Source organism: Nocardia sp. NPDC049737 (assembly GCF_040674755.1).
Taxonomy (GTDB): Bacteria; Actinomycetota; Actinomycetes; order Mycobacteriales; family Mycobacteriaceae; genus Nocardia.
Genome location: NZ_JBFANH010000007.1, coordinates 44,457 through 68,905, shown reverse-complemented (window position 1 = coordinate 68,905; position 24,449 = coordinate 44,457). Strand labels below are relative to the sequence as shown.

The following is a 24,449-nucleotide window of genomic DNA, read 5'->3' as shown; positions in this document are numbered from 1 at the left end:
CACATCCCATTCTCTCGCCGTGTCCGAGTCACTCTGGGCGCGGTTTCCAGGTGTAGCGGGTTTTGGGGCGGCCTGCGTGGCCGTAGTCGGACTTACGGTCGACCAGGCCGTCGTCGGCCAGCTTTTCCAAGTAGCGCCATGCCGTAATCCGCGAAACCCCGACGGTGCTGGCCGTATCGGCGGCAGTGAGTCCGCCTGGGGCGTCGCGGACCGTGCGGGAGATTTCGTCCAATGTTTGCGGGGCAACGCCTTTGGGTGCGGTGGCGCGTTGGTCGGAGGTGCGTAGGGCGCTGAGGGCGCGGTCGATATCCTGTTGGGAGATGGCGGTTTCGCCCGCGGGTAGGGCGGTGCGGAATTCGCGGTAGCGTTCGAGTTTGTCGCGGAAGGCGGCGAAGGTGAACGGTTTCAGCAGGTAGAGGACCACCCCGTAGGAGACCGCGGTGCGCACCATGGCCAGGTCGCGGGCCGAGGTGATGGCGATGACGTCGGGGCGGGGTGCGAGGCCGGTCAGGGCGGCGGCCACATCCAGGCCGCTGGCATCGGGAAGTCCGATATCCATGAGCACCAGGTCGATCGGTGCATTCTCGGCAGCCGCATCGGCCGCGGCGCGCATGGCCTCGCGACCGGTGTGTGCGACGGCGACCGCGCTGAAGCCCGGAATCCGTTCGACGTAGGCGCGGTGCGCCTCGGCGATCAATGGCTCGTCCTCGACGATCAACACTCGGATCATCGCGCATCCTTTCGTGGGATCGTCACGGTCACGGCACTTTCCGGATCGCGTTCGGTGTCGATTACGCCGCTGTGCCGGTCGATAAGGCGATGGACCAGTGCCAGCCCGAGGCCCTGATGGTCGGCCTTGGTGGAGTAGCCGCGTTCGGCGGCGCGGGCGAAGGCTTCGGCCGACATGCCGGGTCCGCTATCCGCGACGCGCAAATACAGTGCCGAATCGTTCGCCGGTCGCACCGAATCGAACGCCGCCGCCATCTCGATGGCCAGTGCTGGCTCCGGTGCCAGCGCCGGATCGGCAGCAGCCGACGCATCCTGCTGGCGCACAGTAACTTCCACCCATCCAGCGTCACCTTCGGCAGCCGCGTCGATGGCATTATCGATCAGATTGCCGACCAGTGTCACTGTCTCCTGCGCGGACAGCGGCGCGGTCGAGTCGAGCGCCGTATCCTCGGTGATCGTCAACTCGATGCCGCGCTCGGCCGCCTGGTTCACCTTGCCGAGCAACAGTGCCGCAAGCGCCGGATCGCCGACCGAGGCGAGTAGCCGATCGATAAGAGCTTGGGACAGTTGAAGTTCCGCGGTCGCGAACTCCACCGCCTCCCGATAGCGTCCCAACTCCACCATGGTGATCACGGTGTGCAGCCGGTTGGCCGATTCGTGCGCCTGTGCGCGCAGCGATTCCGCGAATCCGCGCACCGAATCGAGTTCGCCCATCACGGTACGCAATTCGGTGTGGTCGCGGATGGTGATCACGGTGCCGATCGGCCGCCGCTCCCAGGTGACGACATCCTGATTGACCAGCAGAATCCGGTCCGTGGTCACATGCATCTCGTCGCGAACCACCCCCCAACTCATCCGCTGCATCGAAATCGGCAGATCCGCACGCGCGACGGGTCCATCGGGCAGATCCAGCAACCTGCGCGCCTCGTCGTTGACGACCTCCGCGCCATCGGCGTTCGGACCGAACACCACCAGCCCCTCGTGGATCGAATGCAGCACCGCATCGTGCTGTTCGTACAGCGTGCGCAGCTCATCCGGCGCGAGACCGTGCGTCTGTCGACGAATCCGGCGACTCAACAGAAACGAACCCGCCGCCGCTACCACTAGACCCGCTGCGGCCACGCCGAGAATCAACGGCAATTGCGTACCGACCTGAGCGCCGATCCGTGCCCGGGTGACACCCGCCGAGACCAATGCGACGATGCGCCCGTCGTCATAGACCGGCGTGACCGCCCGAATGGAGGGCCCGAGCGTTCCGGTGTACGTCTCGGTGAACGTCTCCCCGGCCAGCGCCCGATCGATATTGCCGCTGAATGGTTGCCCGATGAGTGCGGGCGTGGTGTGGGTGTAGCGGGTCCGATCACGTGCCATCACCACGATGAAGTCCATCCCGGTCGCCATGCGGGTCCGTTCGGTCACCGGTTGCAGTAACTCGGTGGGGTCGGGGGTGCGCAGGGCCTCGATGGTGGACGGCGCGTCCGCCACGGCCAAAGCGACATCGGTGACCTCGCGCGAGGTGGTGACATCGCTGTCGTGCCTGGCGTCGAGTACGGCTAGCACCGCCCCGATGCCGATGACCAGCCCGAGCACCACCAGTTGCAGCACGAAGGCCTGTCCGGCCAGCGATAGCCGACCGCGTCCCCCGTGTTTCTCACCGCGCAACACTTGCTTTTCCCTCGTGCCCATTGAACGTAATGCACCAAAGCGTGACCGCCGTCACCCCTAGCAGCCAACATTGTGCACGTGAGGGCGTGAGCCACCTCACGCCGGTACCACTGAAGAGGACTTTCCCGATATGAGCGATGTAGCAAAACGACAGCCGCGCGACCGTACGCACTGGCTGTATCTGGGCGTGATTGTCGCCGTAATCGCGGGAATTCTGGTGGGCTGGTTGGCGCCTGAATTCGGTCAGGACCTCGCACCGCTCGGCACCATGTTCGTCAATCTGATCAAGATGATGATCGCGCCGGTCATCTTCTGCACGATCGTGCTCGGCATCGGATCGGTGCGCTCCGCGGCCAGCGTCGGCAAGGTGGGCGGACTCGCGATCGGTTACTTCCTGGTGATGTCGACGATCGCACTCGGCATCGGGCTGGTCGTCGGCAATCTGCTCGAACCGGGCTCCGGCATGAATGTCGCCACTACCGCCAAGCAGGGCGCGAAGCTCGCCGATCAGGCGCACGCCGCCGGCGGCACCTGGGATTTCATCCAGAGCATTATCCCGACCACACTGGTCTCCTCGCTGACCACCGGCAGCGTGCTGCAGGCGCTGTTCATCGCGCTGCTGGTCGGATTCGCGCTGCAGGCGATGGGTACGACGGGGGAGCCGATCCTGCGCGGTGTCGCATCGCTGCAGAAGTTGGTGTTCCGGATCCTGTCGATGATCCTGTGGCTGGCCCCGATCGGCGCGTTCGGCGCCATCGCGAATGTGGTCGGTAAGACCGGCCTGGACGCGGTGAAGCAGTTGGCGTTGTTGATGTTCGCGTTCTACCTGACCTGTCTGGTGTTCGTCTTCGGTGTGCTCGGCGTGCTGCTGTGGTCGGTATCGCGGGTGTCGATCTTCAAGCTGGTCCGGTACCTGGCCCGGGAATACCTGCTGATCCTCGGTACCTCGTCCTCCGAGTCCGCGCTGCCGCGGCTGATCGCCAAGATGGAGCACCTGGGCGTCGAGCGGACCACCGTCGGTGTCGTCGTACCGACCGGATATTCGTTCAACCTGGACGGCACTGCCATCTACCTGACCATGGCGTCGCTATTCATCGCCGATGCGATGGGCAAACCGCTCAACATTGGTGAGCAGGTCGGCCTGCTGCTGTTCATGATCGTCGCATCCAAGGGCGCGGCCGGGGTGACCGGCGCGGGTCTGGCCACGCTGGCGGGCGGGCTACAGAGCCATCGCCCCGAACTGCTCGACGGCGTCGGACTGATCGTCGGCATCGACCGGTTCATGTCCGAAGCCCGTGCGTTGACCAACTTCTCGGGCAATGCGGTCGCCACCGTGCTGGTCGGCACCTGGACCAAGACCATCGACATGGATTGGGTCCACTCGGTCCTCGACCGCAAACTGCCCTTCGACGAGCGGACCATGATCGACGACGACCACGAGCCGCGGACACCGCAGCAGCCAGACGCCGTAGACATGGTCAAGGCCTAGTGCCTCGCGCGGACGATGAGATAAGCCATGACCGCCGAACGATGGTTCCCGCCCGAAGATGATCTGCACCTGCGGATCTGGATGGCCGGTGTGGTCTTCGACTACGCCGCCACCGCGGCGGCGGTACACAATCTGATCCACGATTGGCGGCGAAAGCACTGGTGCACAATCGAATTGATTCGTGACACCGTCGAGAACTGCCGGCTGCTACCGCGCCTGCCGTGCGAACGCTTGTTCCTCGGACCGTGACCGGGCCGAGGCACCAGCGCTTCCCGAATACGAAGGGGCCCGCAGGATCTGCGGGCCCCTTCGTGGCGTGCGGCTCAACTGGCCCACTTCTCGGGGTTCAGGTAGTGCTGGGTAATCGCGGTCGCGTGCCCGTGCCCGAAGCCGTGCTCGGACTTCAGTCACTCGACGAGTTCCTTGTGCGACTTCTGGTTCGAGGCGACCATTGCGGCCTTCCACTCGTCGATCGTTCTGCCGTATTTGGCTTCGATCGACGGGAAGTAGGATGCGGGGCCTTTGGGTTCGGTCGCCATGCTCGTCTCCTGTATTCGCTGGACGTTCCGCAATATCGACGGGGCCGATTGCCGAAACTTATCGGTGCGCGCGGGAATGTGTGCCTGATCACGAACACCGGCGCCGACCTCGCGGGGTACGAGGTCGGCAAACGGGGATCCGGTTGCGGCGAAACCTGGTGTCGACCAGCGTGCTCCGGACAATCAGGCGTTGACGGCGACGCGCTGGGAGTCCTGCCGGTGCGCGACGGTACGCTCGCGGATCAGCAGGACGCCCGTGACGGCGACCAGCGCTGCGGTGAGGCCGTGGATGCCGAACGCGGCCGCGGCCGAGCCGCCCCAGCTGAGCACGGTGAGCATGTCGCCGATCGGAATCAGTGCGATCACCAAGGTGACGATGCCGAGGGCGTAGCGCTGCTTGATGGCGAGCAGCACCAGGATGATCAGCCCGGAGACGGTATCGCGGACGCCCTTGAGATTCATGAATGCGACCGCATCACCCGTGGGCCATTGCGGCAGGCCGAACCCGTTGGCGATGGTCTCCGGGGTGACCAGGTAGCTGATGCCGATGTAGAGGATGAAGGCGGCGCCGATCAGGGAAAGGGCGGTGGCGATGCGCGATATGGTCATGACGTGCTCCTCGAAATCGTGCTCTAGTTTCTAGCGTCGCTAGGTGTGATAGCAACGATAGCGAAGGCCCCGTTAGTTTGTCTAGCGATGCTAGAATTTCGAATATGACCACGCAGAACCGCAAAGAACGCGAACGCGCCGAACGCCACCAGCGCATCATCGACGCGGCCCGCGAACTCGCCGAAACATCGGGCTGGGAGGCGGTGACCGTGCGCCGCCTCGCGGAGAAGATCGAATACAGCCAGCCGGTGCTATACAGCCACTTCGCGGGTAAGGCTGCGATCGTCTCGGCCGTCGCCGAAGAAGGCATCGCCGAACTCACCGCACAGCTGCGCGAGCGGCGGGCCCGCGCGAAAACCCCGGTCGAGGCACTCGAGGCCATGGTGCGCGGCTATCTGGACTTCGCGACCGAGAATCCGGCGCGCTACGACGCGATGTTCGTCCTCAACACCGAACTCACCTTCGGCAATGACGCGCCACAGGTGCTGCGCGACGCATTCGGCGAGATCCAGAGCGCGTATGCGCCGTTCGCCGGCGATTTCAACCTACAGGCGGGCACCGAGGTGGCCTGGAGCACCCTGCACGGCATCGCCACCCTGGATCGCAGCGGTCGCCTGGTCGATGACCTGCGCGAGGACCGCATCCGGGTGCTGCTCGGCCAATGGGCACATCAGGGAGCGAATGGGTGACCGATACCTCGCAGGGGTGACGGCACAGCCCGGGTCGGCCCGGCAGAATCGAGGTATGCCCGATGTCGTGGTGGTCGGTTCCGGTCCCAACGGTCTCGCCGCGGCGGTGATCCTGGCCCGTGCCGGTCTCACCGTCGAGGTGTACGAGGCGCAGGGCACCGCAGGCGGCGGCAGCCGCACCGCCGAGCTGACGCTGCCCGGATACCGACACGATGTCTGCGCTGGTGCGCATCCGATGGCCTTGGCATCGCCATTCTTCCGCGCCTTCGATCTGGCCGCGCACGGTGTCGAACTGCTCGCGCCCGAGGTGTCATACGCGCATCCGCTCGACGGCGGCACGGCCGGTCTGGCTTGGCGCGATCTGGACCGCACCGCCGCCGGCCTCGGCCGGGACGGCACCGCATGGCGTGCGCTCTTCGAACCGATGGTCCGGCATTGGCGGCAGGTCGTGGATTTCGCGATGTCGGATCTGCGCCGCCCGCCTGCAGACCTGCTGACCGGACTGCGCTTCGGACTGCGCGTGCTCGAGCAGGGATCGCCCCTGTGGAACCTGCGATTTCGTGAACAGACGGCACCCGCGCTGCTGACCGGCGTCGCCACGCATGCGATCACGCCGCCGCGCGCCATTCCGGCGGCCGGAGCGGGCATGCTGCTCGCGACCCTCGCCCACGCCGGAGGCTGGGTGCTGCCACGCGGCGGGAGTCAGGCCATTCCAGATGCGCTGAGCGCCGAACTCGAACGGCTCGGCGGCAAGCTCGTCACCGGACACCGCGTCGATTCGCTCGACGAATTCGGCGGCGCGCGGGCGGTTGTGCTGGATACCGCGCCCACCGAACTGCTGCGCATGGCGGGAGATCGGCTACCGAATCATTACGCAAACGGGTTGCGCCGCTTCCGTTATGGCGGCGCGGCCTGCAAGGTCGACTTCGCTTTGTCCGGTCCGGTGCCGTGGCAGGCCCCGGGCTGCGAACTCGCCGGGACGCTGCATCTGGTCGGCACCCGCGCCGAGGCAATGGCCGTCGAAAAGACCATCGCCGCAGGACAACACGCGGATCGTCCGTATGTCCTTGCCATCCAGCCGGGCGTGGTCGACTCGACGCGGGCGCCGGCGGGCGGCCACACGCTCTACACCTACGCCCACGTTCCGAACGGGTCCACCCGCGATATCAGCGCCTCCGTCATCGCCCAATTGGAACGCTTCGCCCCGGGCTTCACCGACCTGATCCTGGCCAGGAACGTCGTCACCGGCGCCGAAATGCCGACGCACAATGCCAACTACATCGGCGGCGATATCTCCGCGGGCGCGATGACCCTGCGCCAGTTCGTCTTCCGTCCGGTCCCGCGCTGGAATCCCTACGCCACACCACTACCCGGCGTCTACCTCTGCTCCGCCTCGACCCCGCCCGGCCCCGGTGTCCATGGCATATCCGGTTCGAATGCCGCGCGGCACGTGCTGCGCACGGAGTTCGGCATCCACATCAACCCATTGGATCTGCTGCGCACACCGAATCCGGCCTGAGCATGTACTTTTCGCCGGATCTGACAAAGCCGCCGGATTTGGCGGAAAGTGCGCCCAGGCCGGATTACGCGGGCGATCCGGCTCAGGCCCGCGGCGTCCGGTACAGGTCGGGTTCCAGATACATCACCCGCGCGGCGGGCACGGCCGCCCGCACCCTGGCCTCCGCGTCATCGATGGCCGCGGCGATATCGTCGATATCCAGATCCGGCACGATCGAGATCTTGGCTGCGACCAGGATCTCCTCCGGCCCGAGATACTGAGTCTTGAGGTGGATCACCCGGTCGATGCGGTTGCCGTCGACCAAGTTGGCGCGAATCGCCTTATCCTCTTCCGGCGTCGCGCCCTCACCGATCAGCAGGCTCTGCATCTCCACGATCAGGATCACCGCGATAATGCCGAGCAGCGCACCGATGGCCAGCGTGCCGATGCCGTCCCAGACCGGATCATCGGTGAGCATGGTCAGCCCGACCGCCGCGAATGCGAAGACCAAACCGACCAGCGCGCCGGTGTCCTCCAACAGCACCACCGGCAGTTCCGGACTGCGCGAATTGCGGATGAACCGCCACCAACTCGAATTGCCTTTGAGCGGGATGGATTCCCGCATCGCGGTCGTAAAGCTGTAGCCCTCGAGACAGATCGCGAGGAACAGGATGACAATCGCGACTATCGGGTTGGTCAGCTCCTCCGGATGCTGAATCTTGTGGATGCCCTCGTAGATGGCATAGATCGAGCCGAGCGTGAACAGCACCAGCGCCACGATGAACGAGTAGAAGTAGCGATTGCGCCCGTAACCGAATGGGTGCAGTTCATCGGCATCCTGCGCGGCCCGGCGCTGCCCGAGCAGCAGCAGCCCCTGGTTCGCGGTGTCCGCGACCGAGTGCACCGCCTCGGCCAGCATCGATCCCGAACCGGTGATGAACGCGCCGACGAACTTCGCCACCGCGATCCCCGCATTCGCCGACAATGCGGCGAGAATCGCCTTTTTGCCACCACCAGCCGACATCTAGGTAGTTCCTCCTGTGTCCGATTTGCCGCGCCTTCGGCGCTGCTCTGTCTAATTGCTGCGCCTGCGGCGCGTCGTGTTCGCGGCCCCCCGGTGTCTCGCGTCCGACCCTTACGAGCGACCTGCAAGTCGCTGGCGGGTGTCGTCGAGACTCGCGCCTGCGGCGCGTGCGCTTCGACAACTCGGACGCGAGACGGGCCGCGAACGTCGCTCGTAAGACTCGCTCCGGTGTGGTCCGGTTAGGAGGCCGTCGAACGAACAGCCTAGGGCAGCACACGGGCAAACTGGGCGACAGGTCAGTTCGAGCCACCGACGCATGCGCAGAACAACTGGGCGTCAGCGTCTAGGGCCTGGGCGTGAATCTCGGTGTCGGCCGCCGATATCCACGCCGCCGCACCCCGCGCCAGCACCAGCTCACTCACCCCTTGCAACAGTCGCACCCTACCCGCGGTGCACAGCATGATTCCTGGCCCCGCGGATGTCAGCGGCACCTGCCCGGATTCGGTGGTCAGGTCGAACCGCCGCAGCGCGAACTCGGGGGCGGGCGTCCGATAACGCAGTGACCCATCGTCGACCGCTTCCGGCAGCACCACCGGCAGATCGATCGGCTCGAAATCCAGTACCCGCAGCAATTCCGGCACATCGACATGCTTGGGCGTGAGACCGCCGCGCAGCACATTGTCGGAGTTGGCCATGATCTCCACACCGAGTCCGCGCAGATACGCATGCAGATTGCCCGCCGCGAGGAACAGCCCCTGTCCCGGTTCCAGCGTCAACCGATTGAGCAGCAGCGCGGCCAGCACACCGGCGTCGCCCGGATATGCCTCGGCGAGTTCGAGCGCGGTGCGCGCCTCGGCGGTGAACTCACGAGTGCCCTTCTCCGAGAGATAGCGCACGCACCCGTCGAGCACCTGGGGCAGCAGGGTGCCGAGGACATTCTGCGGCAGCGTGATCCAGGTCGTGAACAGCGTGCGCAGTCCGGCCGAATCGGGTTGGGCGGCAAGCAGATCCGCATACGAACGCAGCCCGGGCACATCCAGTGCGCGCAGCAACTCGACCGTGCGCCGCGGATCCCGGAATCCGGCCAGCGCCTCGAATCGGTCCAGCGCCACAACCAATTCCGGCTTGTGGTTCTCGTCGCGATAGTTGCGCATCGGCGAATCCAGCGGCACCCGCGCGAGATTCTCTCGTTCGAACCCGGTCCGCGCCTGGGCCGAACTCGGATGCGCCTGCAGCGATAGCGGTTCCTCGGCGGCGAGGACCTTTAACAGGAACGGCAGCCGCCCGCCGAATTCCGGTGCGGCGGGACCGAGTTCGCGCTCCGGATCCTCGGCGACCAACTCCAGCAGCGAGCGGGTGCTGTTCTCCAAGCGGACATGCGCCGGATCGGCGGGATGCGCGCCGAACCACAGCTCCGCCTCCGGATGCGCGGAAGGAACCGGTCGACCGCACAACCTAGCGAGTGCGGTGCGTGAACCCCAGGCATAGGAACGCAGCGCACCAACGAGTTCGTGCACTAGTAGTGTCCCCCGTCGAGCTGTTCGGTGGACGGTGCCGCACCGCCACGCGAGCCGATCAAGCGTAGATACGCAGCGGCCATTTCCAAGCGCACCGCGAGCACCGCGAGTTGTTCGAGTTCGCTGGCGTGGGCGATGGTGCCGGGCAGGGGTGCACCCGAATCATCCACTCGGGCAGGCATGGGCGCGGCCGGATCGTTGAGCGAGGTGTGCAGCAGTTCGACATCCGCACTCACCAGATCGGCGTCGACCAGACCCGATCCGGTGCCGCCGAAAACGGCGAGCCGGCGATGCGCCGCGGCCTGATCCAGATCCGCGCTGAGCACGAACACCCCGATGCGCTCCACCGGCGCGGGACCGTCGAGTTCCTCGTCGTGGAACAGCGGGTCGAAGTTCGGCGCGGATTCGCCTGCGGCCTCGACCATTCGGGGATTGGCGGCAACGGCCTCGGCCAGATGCACCGCGGTGGCCACCTTGCCCGCCGACTGCAACAGCACCTCGGCGCCGTGCTCGGCGAGCTCACTGGCGGCAGGGGAGTCCCCGGCCAGCACGATGGCGCGCTGCTGCATGCGGGCGGCCAGCGTCTTGGCCGGATTGCGGAAGACCTCATTGTGCGGGCCGTCGCGCAATGCCTCGGCATCGAGCACGTCGGCCAGCTCGGTCAGATCGGGTACGAGCGCACCTGCGCGGGTCGGATCGACGATGCGCAGCACCGCTATACAGGCGGAGAGGAAGCGCAGCAGCCGATTGTGGTCCAGAACCGGAATCCGGGGTTCCAGTAGGGACGTACGCCCGGCCGCGGCGGCCCGCAGCGGCCCCTCGTGCGGAGCCACGACCACGACCTCCGCGCCCCGGCGCCGTGCCCGGTCGACCGCATCGATCAGCCGGGGATCGCCGGCGTCGTCACCAGCGACGAGCACCACGTCCAGCGGACCGACCCATGGCGGAAGGGCGGCGACCGGGACCACGGGTAGGCCAGCGCGGTCGCCGAGTGCGGCGACGATCAGACTCGCGGCGCGTGCGGCTCGGCCCGCGCCGGAGACCAACACCACGCTGCGTGGTCGCAGATCCGCGAGGCGCGCGAGCGCGTCCTCACCGACCGCGGCCGCGGTCGCACGTACCTGCGCGCCGCCGGATGCCGCGGAGCGCAGGGCGCCGCCGACATCGGCAGCCTCGAGCGAAGCGGCATCATCGAGGTCGAGCACCGGTGTTCCAGCGATCATCGGGCATCCCACCTCCCCTCATCGCGCTGTGTGCGGTCCCGCCCTGCTCCCACCCGGGCTGTCGATTCGGAGGGATCGACAGGGGCACCCAGGTCGGGCGAATCCAACGTCTGTAATTCCACTATTCCAGTCAGGAGCAAACGATGCTCAGAATCTCGGTATCGGGCTGAGTCGTCTACTTCCTCGGGCGTCGAATCCTGAGCCTGCGTGTCCATTCCGGGCTGTGATTCCACTATCCCAGTCAGGACCGGACGATGCTCAGGATCTCGGTCACGAGTGCGGTTACTTCCTCCGTCGACCTGGCCTCGACGTTCAGCCGCAGCAACGGTTCGGTATTCGACGCGCGCAGATTGAACCAGGCGTCATCGGCGAGCTGAACGGTGACCCCGTCCAACCGGTCCACCGATTTGGCCCGATCACCGAATGCGTCCACTACAGCCATCGTCCGCTCCTTCGCGTCCGCCACTGTCGAGTTGATCTCTCCGGAGGCCGCATATGTTTCGTACGACGACATGAGCTCCGAGATCGGCCGGTTCTTTTCGCCGAGCGCCGCGAGCACGTGCAGGGCCGCGAGCATGCCGGAATCGGCGCCCCAGAAATCGCGGAAGTAGTAGTGCGCGGAATGCTCGCCGCCGAATACCGCGCCGGTGGCCGCCATCTCCTGCTTGATGAACGAGTGCCCGACCCGGGTGCGCACCGGGGTGCCGCCGAGTTCGTGCACGAGTTCGGGCACCGCATGCGAGGTGATCAGATTGTGGATGATGACCGCGCCCGGCTCCTTGGCCAGCTCACGCTCGGCGACCAGTGCGGTGATGGCCGACGGCGAAATCGGATCGCCGTTCTCGTCGACCACGAAGCAGCGGTCGGCGTCGCCGTCGAAGGCGAGACCGATATCGGCACCGGACTTGCGGACCAGAGCTTGCAGATCGACCAGATTCTTCGGATCGAGCGGATTGGCCTCGTGGTTGGGGAACGAGCCGTCCAGCTCGAAGTAGAGCGGCACCAGGTTCAGCTGCGCCACGGTGCCCAGCACCTCGGGCACGGTGTGTCCGCCCATGCCGTTGCCCGCGTCCACCGCGATGGTGAGCGGGCGGACCTTGTCGAGATCGACAAGCCCGCGCAGGAACTTCGCATAATCGGCCAGCAGATCGATCTTCGTGGCGCTGCCCGGTGTTCCGTCGTAGCCGGGTACCCCGTTGATCACCTCGTCCTTGATCGTCGCCAGACCGGTGTCCTGGCCCACCGGAAGCGCCTTCGCACGGCACAGCTTGATGCCGTTGTAGCGGGCCGGATTGTGGCTGGCGGTGAACATCGCGCCGGGACAGTCGAGGTCACCGGAGGCGAAGTAGAGCTGATCTGTCGAGGCGAGTCCGATGTGCACCACGTCGAGGCCCTGGCCGAGCACGCCGTCGGCGAAGGCGCTGGCCAGTTCCGGGGAGGACTCGCGCATATCGTGTCCGATGGCTACGCGGGTCGCGCCCTCGGCGCGCATCAACCGCGCGAACGCGGCCCCCACATCCTTGACGAATTCTCCGTCGATCTGTTCACCGACGACCCCGCGAACGTCATAAGCCTTGATCACCGCGTTCACGAATTCGGCAGAGCGGGCCACTGTCATGATGACCACCCTAGTGGCTCGCGCCGACACCCCTGACACGGTCCCATCCGAGTGCTAGCTGGGCGGGTCCGGGAGTACTCGAAGGTGGCCGCGCCGGCCGGTGCGCGTGGCGCGCGGTGCGGGCGGGGCGTAATCGGAATAGCCACGCTGATCGTGCTCCGGGGGACGGCGGCGCAGGCCCGCCTCGCGGACCGCTTCGGCCAATGCCGTCAGATCATCGTCATCCGGTGTGCTGGAAGAGAATCCGCCTTCGTGGCGAACCATTTCCCAACCCTTCGGTGCGGTGATGCGGGAAGCGTGTGTTTCACACAGATCCCAGGAATGTGGTTCGGCCACCGTTGCCAGTGGCCCGACCACCGCGGTCGAGTCGGAGTACACGTAGGTGAGCGTCGCAACAGCGGGATTCTTGCAACCTGGTCGGCAGCAACGACGCATGGGGATCACGCCGATGAGAGTAACGCGCTCGGCGTTGCGATGTGCTCAGACACGCTAAGGATTCGGCGATTTCGGGCGAGTTCACCCGCCCTCGGCGGTGTGTTCGTCACGCGCCTTCGGGATCGATGAGGTCCGGATCGACGCCGAGATAGGTGGCGATCTGTTGCACGAGCACCTCGCGCAGAAGATCGACCAGATCGTCGGGATCGCCCGCGCGCAGTTCGAGTGGCTTGCGGAACAACACAACTCGGGCGCGGGTGGCCACTCCGTGCCGGTCTACGCCCGCCGGAATGAGTCGGGAAAGCGGCACCGGTCCGTCGGCCACCACCTCATCCGGCCAGGTGACCGAATCCGGGTGCAGCGGACGGATTTTCGGCACATCGTCGACCGCGATATCGAGCTTGGTGAGTCGATCGTGCCACCGGGTGTCCAAGGGCGCGAAGGCCTCCAGGACCAGCCGGTCGAACTGCTGGCCCCTGGTGCGCCATGCCGGCACCGTCGGTGGGAGCATCGGCCCGCGCACCCCGCGCCCACGACGGATCACCGATCGTGCGGTCGGTGGACGACGATTACGTGAACGGGCCATGACTAAAACTTAGGCTAATCCGCCTCCCCCGACCTTCGGCGCCCCATTGGGTGCCGCGTTCGCCGCGTCGGCGGCCGAGGGTCGGGTGCGGTCGACTTCTGGGCTTGCCCCCCGGAGTTGCCCGAGGCAACTCCGGGGCTTGCCCCAAGTCTCTAGCCGATGCCGCGCTTCAGGCGGCGCCGCTCTCGTTCGGAGAGCCCGCCCCAGATACCGAAGCGTTCATCGTGTGCGAGTGCGTACTCGAGGCACTCGTCGCGTACCTCGCAGCCCATGCAGATCCGTTTGGCCTCACGGGTCGAGCCGCCCTTCTCGGGGAAGAACGCCTCCGGATCGGTCTGTGCGCACAGGGCACGTTCCTGCCACTGCTCTTCGATCGATTCGAACATCTCGTCGAAGCCCGTCACGACCAAGCTGAGCCGGGGTGCTGTCACTCCGTCGGTCATCTCAGGCCCGATCCGGTCCGGTTCGATCCGACCGATGTCTGCGCAGACGCCACGTGCTGCGCCTGCTGTGGAATCGGTTTGCGATACGCCGCCCGGCATGCCCGAAGGGGCCAGCTCATTGGCCATCGCTCCGCCTCCTCACTGTGTGTTAGCGCAGATTGATTCTTTCCGTCGGACCAACACGCACACCGACGGCCGTACCCCGCGACGTTGTCCCGCGGACATCCCCGAGCTTGCCACTCCGATGCGAACACTTGTTCGAAAAACTGTCCGCGCCTTGAACTCTCGCGCGAACCCGAAATGACATGTCTGTGATTAGACACGCCGGACGTGTCGATGGTCAAGCCGCCGTCGCAATTCCGTTACTATCCGCTACCGCTTTCCAGAGCTGATCTTGAACGCGGAATAGCAAATGAGCAGCAAATACGGCGTGAACCGAGGCCGCTCCGACAGCGCATAGGCTGTGTCGATGTGACTCCACAACAAGCGGACACCGCACCCGCAAGTGGGCCCAAGATCGCCGTCCTGGTGGGCGGGGTCGGCGGCGCGCGCTTCCTTCAGGGCGTCCGGGAACTACTGCCCGATGCGGACGTTTCCGCCATCGTCAATGTCGGTGACGACGTCTGGATGCACGGCCTCCGGATCTGCCCCGACCTCGACACCTGCATGTACACCCTCGGCGGTGGGATCGATACCGAACGCGGCTGGGGCCGGGTCGCCGAGACCTGGCACGCCAAGGAAGAACTCGCCAAATACCATGCCCAACCGGATTGGTTCGGTCTGGGGGATCGCGATATCGCCACGCACTTGGTTCGGACCGAAATGTTGCGCGCCGGGTATCCGCTCTCCGCGGTCACCGAGGCATTGTGCAATCGGTGGCAGCCGGGCGTAAAACTCATCCCGGCTACCGATGATCGTTGCGAAACACATGTCGTTGTCAGTGACCCCGACAACCCTGGCGAACGTCGCGCGATCCATTTCCAAGAGTGGTGGGTTCGCTACCGCGCGGACATCCAGACGCACGGATTCGCCACAATTGGGGCCGATGAAGCCAAACCGGCGCCAAATGTGACGCAGATCATAGCCGAGGCCGATGTCGTGCTATTGGCCCCCTCCAACCCCGTGGTGAGCATCGGTGCGATCCTCGCGGTGCCCGGCATTCGCGGCGCACTGCGCACCACCGCGGCCAAGGTGATCGGCATCTCCGGCGTGATCGACGGAAGACCGTTACGCGGCATGGCCGATGAATGCCTCTCGGTGATCGGCGTGGAAACCACCGCCGAGGCGATCGGACGGCACTATGGCGCTCGCTCGGCCACCGGCATCCTGGACGGGTGGCTGATCCACAGCACCGATACCGCGGATGTGCCCGGTGTCGACGTGCGAAGCGTGCCGCTATTGATGACCGATCCGCCGACCACCGCCGAAATGGTGCGGGAGGCGCTCGACCTGGCTGGGGTGAAACCATGACTACACAAGAGCCATTGACGGGTCGGGCCGACCACGCGGCGGGGGAGTTGCGGATCCTGCCGATTACCGGGCTGCCGGAGTTTCGGCCCGGCGACGATCTCGCCGAACACATCGCTGCCGCCGCGCCCTGGTTGGTCGAGGGCGACATCCTGGTCGTCACAAGCAAGATCGTCGCCAAGGTCGAGGGTCGGATTGTCGAGGCGCCGCTGGATCCGGAGGAGCGCGATACCGCGCGCCGCGCGCTGGTGGAACAGGAGGCGGTGCGCGTGCTCGCGCGCAGGGGCCGCACGCTGATCACCGAGAACAAGCTCGGCATCGTGCAGGCCGCTTCCGGGGTGGATGGATCCAATGTCGAGCAGGGTGAACTCGTTCTGCTGCCAGCGGATCCGGACGGGAGCGCGAAGGCGTTGCGCGCCGCGCTGTCCGAGCGGCTCGGGGTGGATGTCGCGGTGGTCATCACCGACACCATGGGCCGCGCTTGGCGCAACGGGCAGACCGATACCGCCATCGGCGCCGCCGGACTGCGGGTGCTGCACGACTATGCGGGCGCCGTCGACGGACAGGGCAATGAACTGCAGGTCACCCAGGTGGCGGTGGCCGACGAATTGGCCGCCGCCGCGGATCTGGTGAAGGGCAAGCTCGGCGGCGTGCCGGTCGCGGTGGTGCGCGGGCTGCCGATCACCGACGACGGCTCCTGCGCCGCGGACCTGCTGCGCGGCGGCACCGATGACCTGTTCTGGCTCGGCACAGCCGAGGCGATCGAGCGGGGCCGCTCCGAGGCACTGCTGCTGCGCCGCTCGATTCGTCAATTCGCCGATACCCCAGTCGATCCCGAACGCATCCGCGCCGCCGTGGCGAAGGCGCTCACCGCGCCCGCGCCGCATCACACTCGCCCGGTGCGCTTCGTCTGGGTGCGTAAACCCGGCATGCGCGCCGAACTGTTGGAAGCCATGGCCGAGAAGTGGCGGGCCGATCTCACCGCGGACGGTCTCGATCCGGAGCGAGTGGAACGCCGAATCGCCCGCGGCCGCATCTTGCACGACGCACCCGAGGTGATCATCCCGTTCTGTGTGCCCGACGGTGCACACGACTATCCGGATGAGCGGCGGCGCGGCAACGAACGCACTATGTTCACCGTCGCGGTGGGCGCGGCGGTACAGGGCCTGCTCGTCGCGCTGGCCACCGAGGGCATCGGCAGCTGTTGGATCGGGTCGACCATCTTCGCCCCGGAGATCACCCGCGACGTCCTCGGCCTCGCCGACGACTGGAACCCCTTGGGCGCCATCGCGATCGGCTACCCCCTCGAAGAACTCACCCCCCGTCCCGTCTTCGGGCCGGGCCCCGGCCTGGTCGAGCTGTGAGCGAGTGCCGGCCAGTGAACCGTGAACACAGTGCGCCCGCGCGTACGACGGGGCGCAGCGCCGGCGAGGTGCGGTCATGAGCGCCAGTTCGCTGCACCTCTCGGCAACGCGGTTGCTCGAGGCGTGGAAGCCGACGGGTGTCGATGCCTCGCTGCGCGAGGCCATGCTGGCCTTCCTCGGATCCGCACCGCGCGGGTGTCTGCGCGAGCACGCACCCGGTCACATCACGGCCTCGGCCGTCGTCTTCTCGCATGACGAGCGCGAGGTGCTGCTGACGCTGCATCCGCGGGTCGGCCGTTGGATCCAACTCGGCGGGCACTGCGAGGAGGGTGACCAGACGGTGGCCGACGCCGCGCTGCGCGAGGCGACCGAGGAGTCCGGCATGAACGGCCTGCGCATGGCTACCGAACTCTATGGCGCGCAGGCTCATCCGATCACCTGTTCGCTCGGCGTCCCGACCCGTCACCTCGACCTGCTGTTCCGCATTGTCGCACCGCCGGGTGCGGTCCCGGTCCGCAGTCATGAATCCACCGATCTGCGCTGGTGGCCGATCGACGCACTGCCCGACGACGCCGACGTCCTGCTTCGTTGAATCCGCACAGTTCGATCGCACGTCGTCCGCAATCGACGGGATGGCGCGGCGATCGTCGTATCGGGCGTTCCGCGGCGTCCGATTCGCCGTTTCCGCCAGAGTTTACAAATTCATAAATTTGTCTAGACAGAAGACAAGTTGATCTCTAATGTCCAAGTAAGTGGTACTGCACATCACATGTGATGTGCCGCTTGAATGAGGAGACAACGATGTCCACGGAAACCCATGCGCCAGGCCCCCCGGCCGCGGCGACCGATTGGCGCGACCGCAAGCGATACCTGTGGCTATGGGGGCTGTTCGCGCCGACCGGCCTTTTCACCATCGGCCTTCCATTGGTCTGGGCATTCAACGAATTCGGCTGGCACCGGCTGGCCCAGGTGCCGTTCTGGCTGGGCCCGGTGCTGGTCTACGTGGTGATCCCGCTGGCCGATATCTTCTTCGGCCCGGACGGCGACAATCCGCCCGACGAGGTGATGGAGTACCTGGAGAACGACCGGTACTACCGCTATCTCACCTACCTCTACCTGCCGTTCCAGTATGCGACGCTGGCCATGGGGTGTTATCTGATCACGGCGGACAACCTGAGCTGGCTCGGCATCGACGGTGGGCTGCACATCGTCGACAAGATCGGCCTGGCCATCACCGTCGGCATGATCGGCGGCATCGGCATCAATACCGCGCACGAACTCGGCCACAAGAAGATCGATCTGGAGCGCTGGCTCTCGCGCATCGCCCTGGCCCAGTCCTTCTACGGCCACTTCTACATCGAGCACAACCGCGGCCATCACGTGCGCGTCGCGACACCCGAGGATCCCGCGAGTTCCCGTGTCGGCGAGTCGTTCTGGGCCTTCTGGCCGCGCACGGTATGGGGCAGCTTCGTCTCTTCGTGGCGGCTGGAGAAGACCCGGCTGGATCGGCTCGGCAAGAAGTCGTGGAGTCTGCGCAACGAGGTGCTCAGTGCCTGGCTGATGTCGGTGGCGCTATATGCGGTCTTGCTCGCGGTATTCGGAATCGGCCTGCTGCCGTATCTGATCCTGCAGGCGATCGTCGGCTTCAGCTTGCTGGAGGCGGTCAACTACCTCGAGCACTACGGGCTGGTCCGCCAGCGCACCGCGTCCGGGCGGTACGAGCGGCCCGCGCCCGTGCACAGCTGGAACAGCGACCACATCGTCACCAATATCTTCCTGTACCACCTGCAGCGGCACAGTGATCACCACGCCTACCCGACCCGCCGCTATCAGACGCTGCGCAGTTGGGACGGTGCGCCCAATCTGCCGAGCGGCTACGCGAGCATGATTCTGCTCGCCTACTTCCCGCCGCTGTGGCGGCGCGTGATGGACAAGCGGGTGCTCGCACACTACGGCGGCGATATCACCCGCGCGAATATCCATCCGGCCAAGCGGGACAAGGTGATCGCGCGCTACGGTACGGCTGCGTCGGAGGCTTGACCATGAGCAGATTTCGTTGCCCTGTCTGCGATTACGTCTACGACGAGCTGAAAGGCGCACCGCACGAAGGGTTTCCGGCCGGCACGGCGTGGGAAAAGATACCCGACGATTGGTGCTGTCCGGACTGCGGCGTGCGCGAGAAGATCGACTTCGAACCGATGGGGGTTCCCAAATGAGTGAATACAAACTGTTCCAATGCATCCAATGCGGCTTCGAATACGACGAGGCCAAGGGGTGGCCGGAGGACGGAATCGAGCCGGGCACCCGCTGGGATGACATCCCGGACGACTGGACCTGCCCAGACTGCGGGGCCGCCAAGGCCGACTTCTATATGGTCGAGATCCAACGGTCGTGAATTTTGACTGCGGCAACCACCCGTGACAACCTCGCGGGTATGCCGCGCAACGGACCCAGAGTTTCCTATCAGGAGGCGGCGCGGGAACTCCTGCGCACCTCCGTCCTGGATTCGATGCGCGAACTGCTCACCGAGCGGGACTGGTCCAAGATCACCCTCGGTGATGTGGCCACCCGCGCCGGTGTCAGCAGGCAGACCCTCTACAACGAATTCGGTTCGCGCGCCGGACTTGCGCAGTCCTATGCGCTGCGCCTGGCCGACGATCTGGTCGATCATGTCGGCTCCGCGATCGATGGCAATATCGGCGACGCGCGCGCCGCATTCGAAGAGGGGTTGCGCGACTTCTTCCAGGCGGCCGCAGCCGACCCGCTGGTCCAGTCACTGGTCGCAGGTGAGGTGAAGCTGGATCTATTGCGGCTCATCACCCTTGATGCCGAGCCGTTGGTCGAACATGCGACCGCACGGCTGTCCATCGCGTTCCAGCACAGCTGGGTACAGGCGACGGTCATCGAATCCGATGTGCTGGCACAGGCTCTGGTGCGTATCGCGCTGAGTTACATCCCGACGCCGCCCGCGGAAGGCCGCAATGCGCCCGCCGAATTGAGTGCCGTCTTCAGCCCGTATGTCGAGGCGATTCTGGCCGCGCGAACGGCACTGATTCCACCACTGGGAAATTGACTGTTTGCGGTGAGTGTGCCCTGATCATGGCGACATGTGAAGGTACTTGAAAACCGACCGCCACGCATGTAACGGTTGACAACTTTCGGTGCCAAGCTGCTGTGTAACGGACGTAAGGTCTGTATGTATTCTCATGCGTCGGAGTTAGGGAACTTATTTAGCGGGGCAAACGTGCAAACGGCTGGCAAACCGGCGGGGTCGCCCGACCCTAAACGCCATCTGTGGGTTCTCGGCCTGATCGCTCCTGCGATCGCGCTGTTGCCATCGCAGCTGGTCTTGCATACCGGCGCCCCGGTCTTCTGGTGGATCGGGCCGATCATCGTGTTGATCGTCATCCCGGTGCTGGACTGGGTCGTCGGTGTGGACGGCACCAATCCGCGCGACGAGGATTACGAGTTGCTGTCCAACGACCGGTATTACCGGTGGTGCACCTATCTCTTCCTGCCGGTTCAGTTGGTCGGCCTGGTCATCGCCGCCATCATGTGGGCCGGCGACGAGCTTGCCGTGGTCGACAAGCTCGGGCTGGCAATGACTCTCGGGTTCGTCAGCGGTATCGGCATCAACGCGGCGCATGAGCTCGGGCATCGGGTCGAACATCTGGAGCGCTGGTTGGCCAAGATTTCGCTGGCGCAATCCGGATACGGACACTTCTTCGTCGAGCACAACCGGGGCCATCACGCGCGCGTGGCGACACCGGACGATCCCGCCAGTGCCAGGTTGGGCGAGTCACTTTGGGAGTTCTTGCCGCGCAGTATTTCCGGCGGATACCGCTCCGCCATCCGGCTCGAACGCGAGCGCCTTACCCGCAAGGGCAAAGGCTGGTTCACCTTGGGCAACCACATCTTGCAGGCGTGGGCAATGAGCGTGGTGCTGTTCGGCACGCTGATCGCGATCTTCGGCTGGCGCGTGCTGCCGTATCTGGCGCTGCAGGCGGTGATCGGCGTCATGCTGCTGGAGACGGTGAACTACATCGAGCACTACGGACTGCTGCGGGCCCGCCGACCCAATGGCCTGTATGTGCGCTGCTCGCCGCGCGATAGCTGGAACAGCGACCACCTGGTCACCAACATCTTCCTGTTCCATCTACAGCGGCACAGCGATCACCACGCGAATCCGGGGCGGCGGTACCAGACCCTGCGCAGTTCGATGCAGGCGCCACAACTGCCCGCCGGATACCTGTCCATGATCGTGTTCGCGGCCATCCCACCGCTGTGGCGACACATCATGGATCACCGCGTACTGGCCCATTACGGCGGCGACATCACTCTCGCGAATATCCAGCCGCGTAAGCGCCGCCGGATCCTGATGTCCTATGGCGTGACCGCGTAGTCCGTCGGGTGCACTCAGCGGTTAGCCTTGACCCGGTACTGACGAACCAGGAGAGGCTGATAGAGGCAGATGACGACCTCAGAACTTCCCGCACGCACGTCCCTGACCGCCGATGTCCGCAACGGCATCGATTACAAGGTGGCGGACCTGTCGCTGGCCGAATTCGGTCGCAAGGAGATCCGCCTCGCCGAGCACGAGATGCCCGGCCTGATGGCGCTGCGCCGCGAGTACGCGGAGGTGCTGCCGCTGAAGGGTGCGCGCATCTCCGGTTCGCTGCACATGACCATCCAGACCGCGGTGCTGATCGAGACGCTGACCGCGCTGGGCGCCGAGGTCCGCTGGGCCTCCTGCAACATCTTCTCCACCCAGGACCATGCCGCGGCGGCGGTCGTCGTCGGACCGCACGGCACCGTGGACGAGCCCAAGGGCACCCCGGTCTTCGCCTGGAAGGGCGAGACCCTGGAGGAGTACTGGTGGGCCGCCGAACAGATGCTGACCTGGCCGGGCGAGCCGGCCAATATGATCCTCGACGACGGCGGTGACGCCACCATGCTCGTGCTGCGCGGCGCGCAGTTCGAAAAGGCCGGCCTGGTGCCGCCGGAGGACGAGGACCACTCGACCGAATACAAGGTCTTCCTGAACCTGCTGCGCGAGCGCTTCGAAACCGATAAGACCAAGTGGGGCAAGATCGCCGCATCGGTGCAGGGCGTCACCGAGGAGACCACCACCGGCGTGCTGCGGCTCTACCAGTTCGCGGCAGCGGGTGAGCTGGTATTCCCGGCGATCAATGTCAACGACTCGGTCACCAAGTCCAAGTTCGACAACAAGTACGGCACTCGCCACTCGCTCATCGACGGAATCAACCGGGGCACCGACGTTTTGATCGGTGGCAAGAAGATACTGATCTGCGGCTACGGAGACGTCGGCAAGGGCTGCGCGGAATCGCTTGCGGGACAGGGCGCCCGGGTGCAGGTCACCGAGATCGATCCGATCAACGCACTGCAGGCGCTGATGGACGGCTACGACGTCGTCACCGTGGAGCAGGCGATCGGTCAGGCCGATATCGTCATCACCTCGACCGGCAACAAGGACATCATCACCCTCGACCACATGAAGGCGATGAAGGACCAGGCCATCCTCGGCAATATCGGTCACTTCGACAACGAGATCGATATGGCGGCGCTGGAGCGTTCCGGCGCAACGAAATTGAATATCAAGCCGCAGGTCGACCTGTGGACGTTCAAGGAGTCCGGCAAGTCCATCATCGTGCTGTCCGAGGGCCGACTGCTGAATCTCGGCAATGCGACCGGACATCCGTCGTTCGTGATGTCGAACAGCTTCTCCAATCAGGTGATCGCGCAGATCGAACTGTGGACCAAGCCCGAGGAGTACGACAACGAGGTCTACCGCCTGCCCAAGCATCTGGACGAGAAGGTCGCGCGCATCCACGTCGAGGCGCTCGGCGGCACGCTGACCAAGCTCACCAAGGATCAGGCCGAGTACATCGGCGTCGACGTCGAGGGCCCGTACAAGCCCGACCACTACCGCTACTGAGCCGCCGCGGATAGCGCTGAAAAGGCCTGTGCCCCGCCGACCGAGCCCGGTCGGCGGGGCGCTGTCGCTCTATGTCGTAGCCTGGCGGTAGCCTGCTCGCCATGGGCGTGTTGATTGCGGTCGAGGGCCTCGACGGAGCAGGGAAGCGGACGCTGATCGACAGCGTTGTCGCAAACCTGCGCGCGCGGGGTCTGCGCGCGCAAACACTCGCGTTTCCACGCTATGACCGGTCCATCCACGCCGATCTCGCGGCCGAGGCATTACGTGGCGCCCACGGCGATCTCGCCGATTCGGTACACGGCATGGCGCTGATGTTCGCGCTCGATCGGGCGGCGGCCCGCGATGACCTGTCGAAGTTGTTGGCCGACAACGACATCGTGATCCTGGACCGCTACGTGGCCTCCAATGCCGCGTATTCGGCTGCGCGCCTACATCAGTCGGCCGACGGCGAAATCGTGCGCTGGGTGGGCGAATTGGAGTTCGATCGGTTCGAGTTGCCGGTGCCGACGCTACAGCTGTTGCTGGATGTGCCTACCGAGGTCGCGGCCGAGCGTGCCCGGCTGCGTGGCGAACTCGACGACAGTCGCGCCCTCGATGCCTACGAGCGCGACGGCGGACTACAGTGGCGCACCGGCGAGGTGTACCGTGAGCTGGCCGAACGGGACTGGTACGGGCCGTGGTCGAGATACCGATCCGGTGACGATCCCGCGACGCTCACTACTCGTTTGGTCGAAATTGTTGCCGGATAAGGTTGGATGTGCGGCGGGATTGCACCAGTGTTGGCGTGGCGGCCCGTTCCGAGCGCGAGAGATGACAACATAGTACTTATGAAGCCGAAGATTCTGGTCGTCGACGACGATATGGCACTCGCTGAGATGCTGACGATCGTCTTGCGCGGGGAAGGGTTCGACCCGCATGTGGTCGGCGACGGCACGCAGGCGCTGGCGGCGGTTCGGGAGATTCGTCCCGATCTGGTGCTGCTCGACCTGATGCTGCCGGGCATGAACGGTATCGACGTATGCCGGGTGCTGCGGGCCGATTCCGGAGTTCCGATCGTGATGCTCACGGCGAAGACCGATACGGTCGACGTCGTGCTCGGTCTGGAGTCCGGTGCCGACGATTACATCGTCAAGCCCTTCAAGCCGAAGGAACTCGTCGCCCGCGTGCGTGCCCGCCTGCGGCGCACCGAGGAAGAGCCCGCCGAGCTGCTCTCCATCGCCGATATCGTCATCGATGTGCCCGCGCACAAGGTGACCCGCGGCGGTGCGCAGATCTCGCTGACACCGCTGGAGTTCGATCTGCTCGTCGCGCTGGCCCGCAAACCGCGCCAGGTCTTCACCCGTGAAGTACTGCTCGAGCAGGTCTGGGGCTACCGGCACGCGGCTGACACTCGTCTGGTGAACGTGCACGTGCAGCGGTTGCGCGCGAAGGTCGAGAAGGATCCCGAGAATCCGGAGATCGTGCTGACCGTCCGCGGTGTGGGGTACAAGGCCGGACCACCGTGAGCGAGCGTAGCGAGCGAACCATAGGCACGGCCGAGTCGCTCGGTCATGTCGGAGCCGAGCGCCAGCGAGGCGTAGGCATGAGCGAGCGCAGCG

25 protein-coding genes and 1 pseudogene are annotated in these 24,449 nt (G+C 65.5%); 15 read left to right on the top strand and 11 right to left on the bottom strand.

Going from position 1 to position 24,449, the window contains the following annotated elements; all coding sequences use genetic code 11:
• Nucleotides 1-28 precede the first annotated feature (28 nt).
• Nucleotides 29-730 (bottom strand): response regulator, encoded by a 702-nt coding sequence (locus AB0J47_RS11935; RefSeq protein ID WP_364344034.1) that lies wholly within the window; start codon nt 728-730, stop codon nt 29-31.
• Nucleotides 727-2,415 (bottom strand): sensor histidine kinase, encoded by a 1,689-nt coding sequence (locus AB0J47_RS11930; RefSeq protein WP_364344031.1) that lies wholly within the window; start codon nt 2,413-2,415, stop codon nt 727-729. The genes AB0J47_RS11935 and AB0J47_RS11930 overlap by 4 nt, the downstream gene beginning before the upstream one ends.
• Nucleotides 2,416-2,524: 109 nt before the next feature.
• On the opposite strand from AB0J47_RS11930, the gene AB0J47_RS11925 reads away from it, so the two are divergent.
• Together AB0J47_RS11925 and AB0J47_RS11920 are read left to right on the top strand one after the other, a co-directional pair.
• Nucleotides 2,525-3,883: a cation:dicarboxylase symporter family transporter gene (locus AB0J47_RS11925; RefSeq protein ID WP_364344028.1), complete on the top strand. Its 1,359-nt coding sequence runs from the start codon at nt 2,525-2,527 to the stop codon at nt 3,881-3,883.
• Between the two features lie 27 nt (nt 3,884-3,910).
• On the top strand, nt 3,911-4,132 hold the full coding sequence (locus AB0J47_RS11920) for a hypothetical protein (protein WP_364344025.1): 222 nt from the start codon (nt 3,911-3,913) through the stop codon (nt 4,130-4,132).
• A gap of 74 nt (nt 4,133-4,206) precedes the next feature.
• Here the strand turns inward: AB0J47_RS11920 and AB0J47_RS11915 are convergent.
• Nucleotides 4,207-4,422, bottom strand: a pseudogene (locus tag AB0J47_RS11915) (DUF4287 domain-containing protein).
• Nucleotides 4,423-4,605: 183 nt separating this feature from the next.
• The gene (locus AB0J47_RS11910) at nt 4,606-5,031 is read right to left on the bottom strand and encodes a DUF4267 domain-containing protein (RefSeq protein ID WP_364344022.1); all 426 of its coding nucleotides are present in this window, start codon (nt 5,029-5,031) and stop codon (nt 4,606-4,608) included.
• A 104-nt stretch (nt 5,032-5,135) separates the two neighbouring features.
• Here AB0J47_RS11910 and AB0J47_RS11905 point away from each other — a divergent pair, with 104 nt between their 5' ends.
• Together AB0J47_RS11905 and AB0J47_RS11900 are read left to right on the top strand one after the other, a co-directional pair.
• Nucleotides 5,136-5,720, top strand: a complete 585-nt coding sequence (locus AB0J47_RS11905; RefSeq protein WP_364344019.1) for a TetR/AcrR family transcriptional regulator — start codon at nt 5,136-5,138, stop codon at nt 5,718-5,720.
• Between the two features lie 55 nt (nt 5,721-5,775).
• Nucleotides 5,776-7,239 carry an NAD(P)/FAD-dependent oxidoreductase gene (locus tag AB0J47_RS11900; RefSeq protein ID WP_364344015.1) on the top strand — a complete coding sequence of 488 codons (1,464 nt, stop codon included), beginning with the start codon at nt 5,776-5,778 and terminating at the stop codon, nt 7,237-7,239.
• 82 nt (nt 7,240-7,321) lie between these two features.
• On the opposite strand, the gene AB0J47_RS11895 is transcribed toward AB0J47_RS11900, so the two are convergent.
• The 7 genes from AB0J47_RS11895 to AB0J47_RS11865 form a co-directional block, all read right to left on the bottom strand.
• Nucleotides 7,322-8,242, bottom strand: a complete 921-nt coding sequence (locus tag AB0J47_RS11895; protein WP_364344012.1) for a cation diffusion facilitator family transporter — start codon at nt 8,240-8,242, stop codon at nt 7,322-7,324.
• Between the two features lie 296 nt (nt 8,243-8,538).
• Nucleotides 8,539-9,759 (bottom strand): mannose-6-phosphate isomerase, class I, encoded by a 1,221-nt coding sequence (gene manA, locus AB0J47_RS11890; RefSeq protein ID WP_364344009.1) that lies wholly within the window; start codon nt 9,757-9,759, stop codon nt 8,539-8,541.
• A complete protein-coding gene (locus AB0J47_RS11885) occupies nt 9,759-10,982 on the bottom strand; it encodes a tobH protein (RefSeq protein WP_364344006.1) in 1,224 nt (407 codons plus the stop codon). Before AB0J47_RS11885 ends, manA begins: the two co-directional genes overlap by 1 nt.
• 241 nt (nt 10,983-11,223) lie before the next feature.
• Nucleotides 11,224-12,594, bottom strand: coding sequence for a phosphomannomutase/phosphoglucomutase (locus AB0J47_RS11880; protein ID WP_364344581.1), 1,371 nt, complete (start codon nt 12,592-12,594; stop codon nt 11,224-11,226).
• A gap of 60 nt (nt 12,595-12,654) precedes the next feature.
• Nucleotides 12,655-13,044: a DUF3499 domain-containing protein gene (locus AB0J47_RS11875; protein WP_218007639.1), complete on the bottom strand. Its 390-nt coding sequence runs from the start codon at nt 13,042-13,044 to the stop codon at nt 12,655-12,657.
• Nucleotides 13,045-13,141: 97 nt separating this feature from the next.
• Entirely contained in the window at nt 13,142-13,621 is a 480-nt protein-coding gene (locus tag AB0J47_RS11870; RefSeq protein WP_330249994.1) for a metallopeptidase family protein, read from the bottom strand.
• A gap of 152 nt (nt 13,622-13,773) precedes the next feature.
• Entirely contained in the window at nt 13,774-14,007 is a 234-nt protein-coding gene (locus AB0J47_RS11865) for a WhiB family transcriptional regulator (RefSeq protein ID WP_029901515.1), read from the bottom strand.
• A gap of 528 nt (nt 14,008-14,535) precedes the next feature.
• Between AB0J47_RS11865 and cofD the strand changes: the two genes are divergently transcribed.
• From cofD to mtrA, 11 genes are all read left to right on the top strand, one after another.
• Nucleotides 14,536-15,534, top strand: a complete 999-nt coding sequence (gene cofD, locus AB0J47_RS11860; protein ID WP_364344001.1) for a 2-phospho-L-lactate transferase — start codon at nt 14,536-14,538, stop codon at nt 15,532-15,534.
• Entirely contained in the window at nt 15,531-16,895 is a 1,365-nt protein-coding gene (locus AB0J47_RS11855) for a coenzyme F420-0:L-glutamate ligase (protein WP_364343998.1), read from the top strand. Before cofD ends, AB0J47_RS11855 begins: the two co-directional genes overlap by 4 nt.
• Nucleotides 16,896-16,971: 76 nt before the next feature.
• A complete protein-coding gene (locus AB0J47_RS11850) occupies nt 16,972-17,487 on the top strand; it encodes an NUDIX domain-containing protein (RefSeq protein ID WP_364343995.1) in 516 nt (171 codons plus the stop codon).
• Between the two features lie 209 nt (nt 17,488-17,696).
• Entirely contained in the window at nt 17,697-18,935 is a 1,239-nt protein-coding gene (locus tag AB0J47_RS11845) for an alkane 1-monooxygenase (RefSeq protein ID WP_364343992.1), read from the top strand.
• A gap of 2 nt (nt 18,936-18,937) precedes the next feature.
• Nucleotides 18,938-19,111: a rubredoxin gene (locus AB0J47_RS11840; protein WP_040694908.1), complete on the top strand. Its 174-nt coding sequence runs from the start codon at nt 18,938-18,940 to the stop codon at nt 19,109-19,111.
• Entirely contained in the window at nt 19,108-19,290 is a 183-nt protein-coding gene (locus tag AB0J47_RS11835; protein WP_364343988.1) for a rubredoxin, read from the top strand. Before AB0J47_RS11840 ends, AB0J47_RS11835 begins: the two co-directional genes overlap by 4 nt.
• A 39-nt stretch (nt 19,291-19,329) precedes the next feature.
• The gene (locus AB0J47_RS11830) at nt 19,330-19,968 is read left to right on the top strand and encodes a TetR family transcriptional regulator (RefSeq protein WP_364344578.1); all 639 of its coding nucleotides are present in this window, start codon (nt 19,330-19,332) and stop codon (nt 19,966-19,968) included.
• Between the two features lie 258 nt (nt 19,969-20,226).
• Nucleotides 20,227-21,297, top strand: a complete 1,071-nt coding sequence (locus AB0J47_RS11825) for an alkane 1-monooxygenase (RefSeq protein ID WP_364343985.1) — start codon at nt 20,227-20,229, stop codon at nt 21,295-21,297.
• Between the two features lie 69 nt (nt 21,298-21,366).
• Nucleotides 21,367-22,851, top strand: a complete 1,485-nt coding sequence (gene ahcY, locus AB0J47_RS11820; RefSeq protein WP_364343982.1) for an adenosylhomocysteinase — start codon at nt 21,367-21,369, stop codon at nt 22,849-22,851.
• A 101-nt stretch (nt 22,852-22,952) separates the two neighbouring features.
• Nucleotides 22,953-23,600 (top strand): dTMP kinase, encoded by a 648-nt coding sequence (locus AB0J47_RS11815; RefSeq protein WP_364343979.1) that lies wholly within the window; start codon nt 22,953-22,955, stop codon nt 23,598-23,600.
• Nucleotides 23,601-23,669: 69 nt separating this feature from the next.
• A complete protein-coding gene (mtrA, locus tag AB0J47_RS11810; protein ID WP_174555219.1) occupies nt 23,670-24,356 on the top strand; it encodes an MtrAB system response regulator MtrA in 687 nt (228 codons plus the stop codon).
• Nucleotides 24,357-24,449 lie beyond the last annotated feature (93 nt).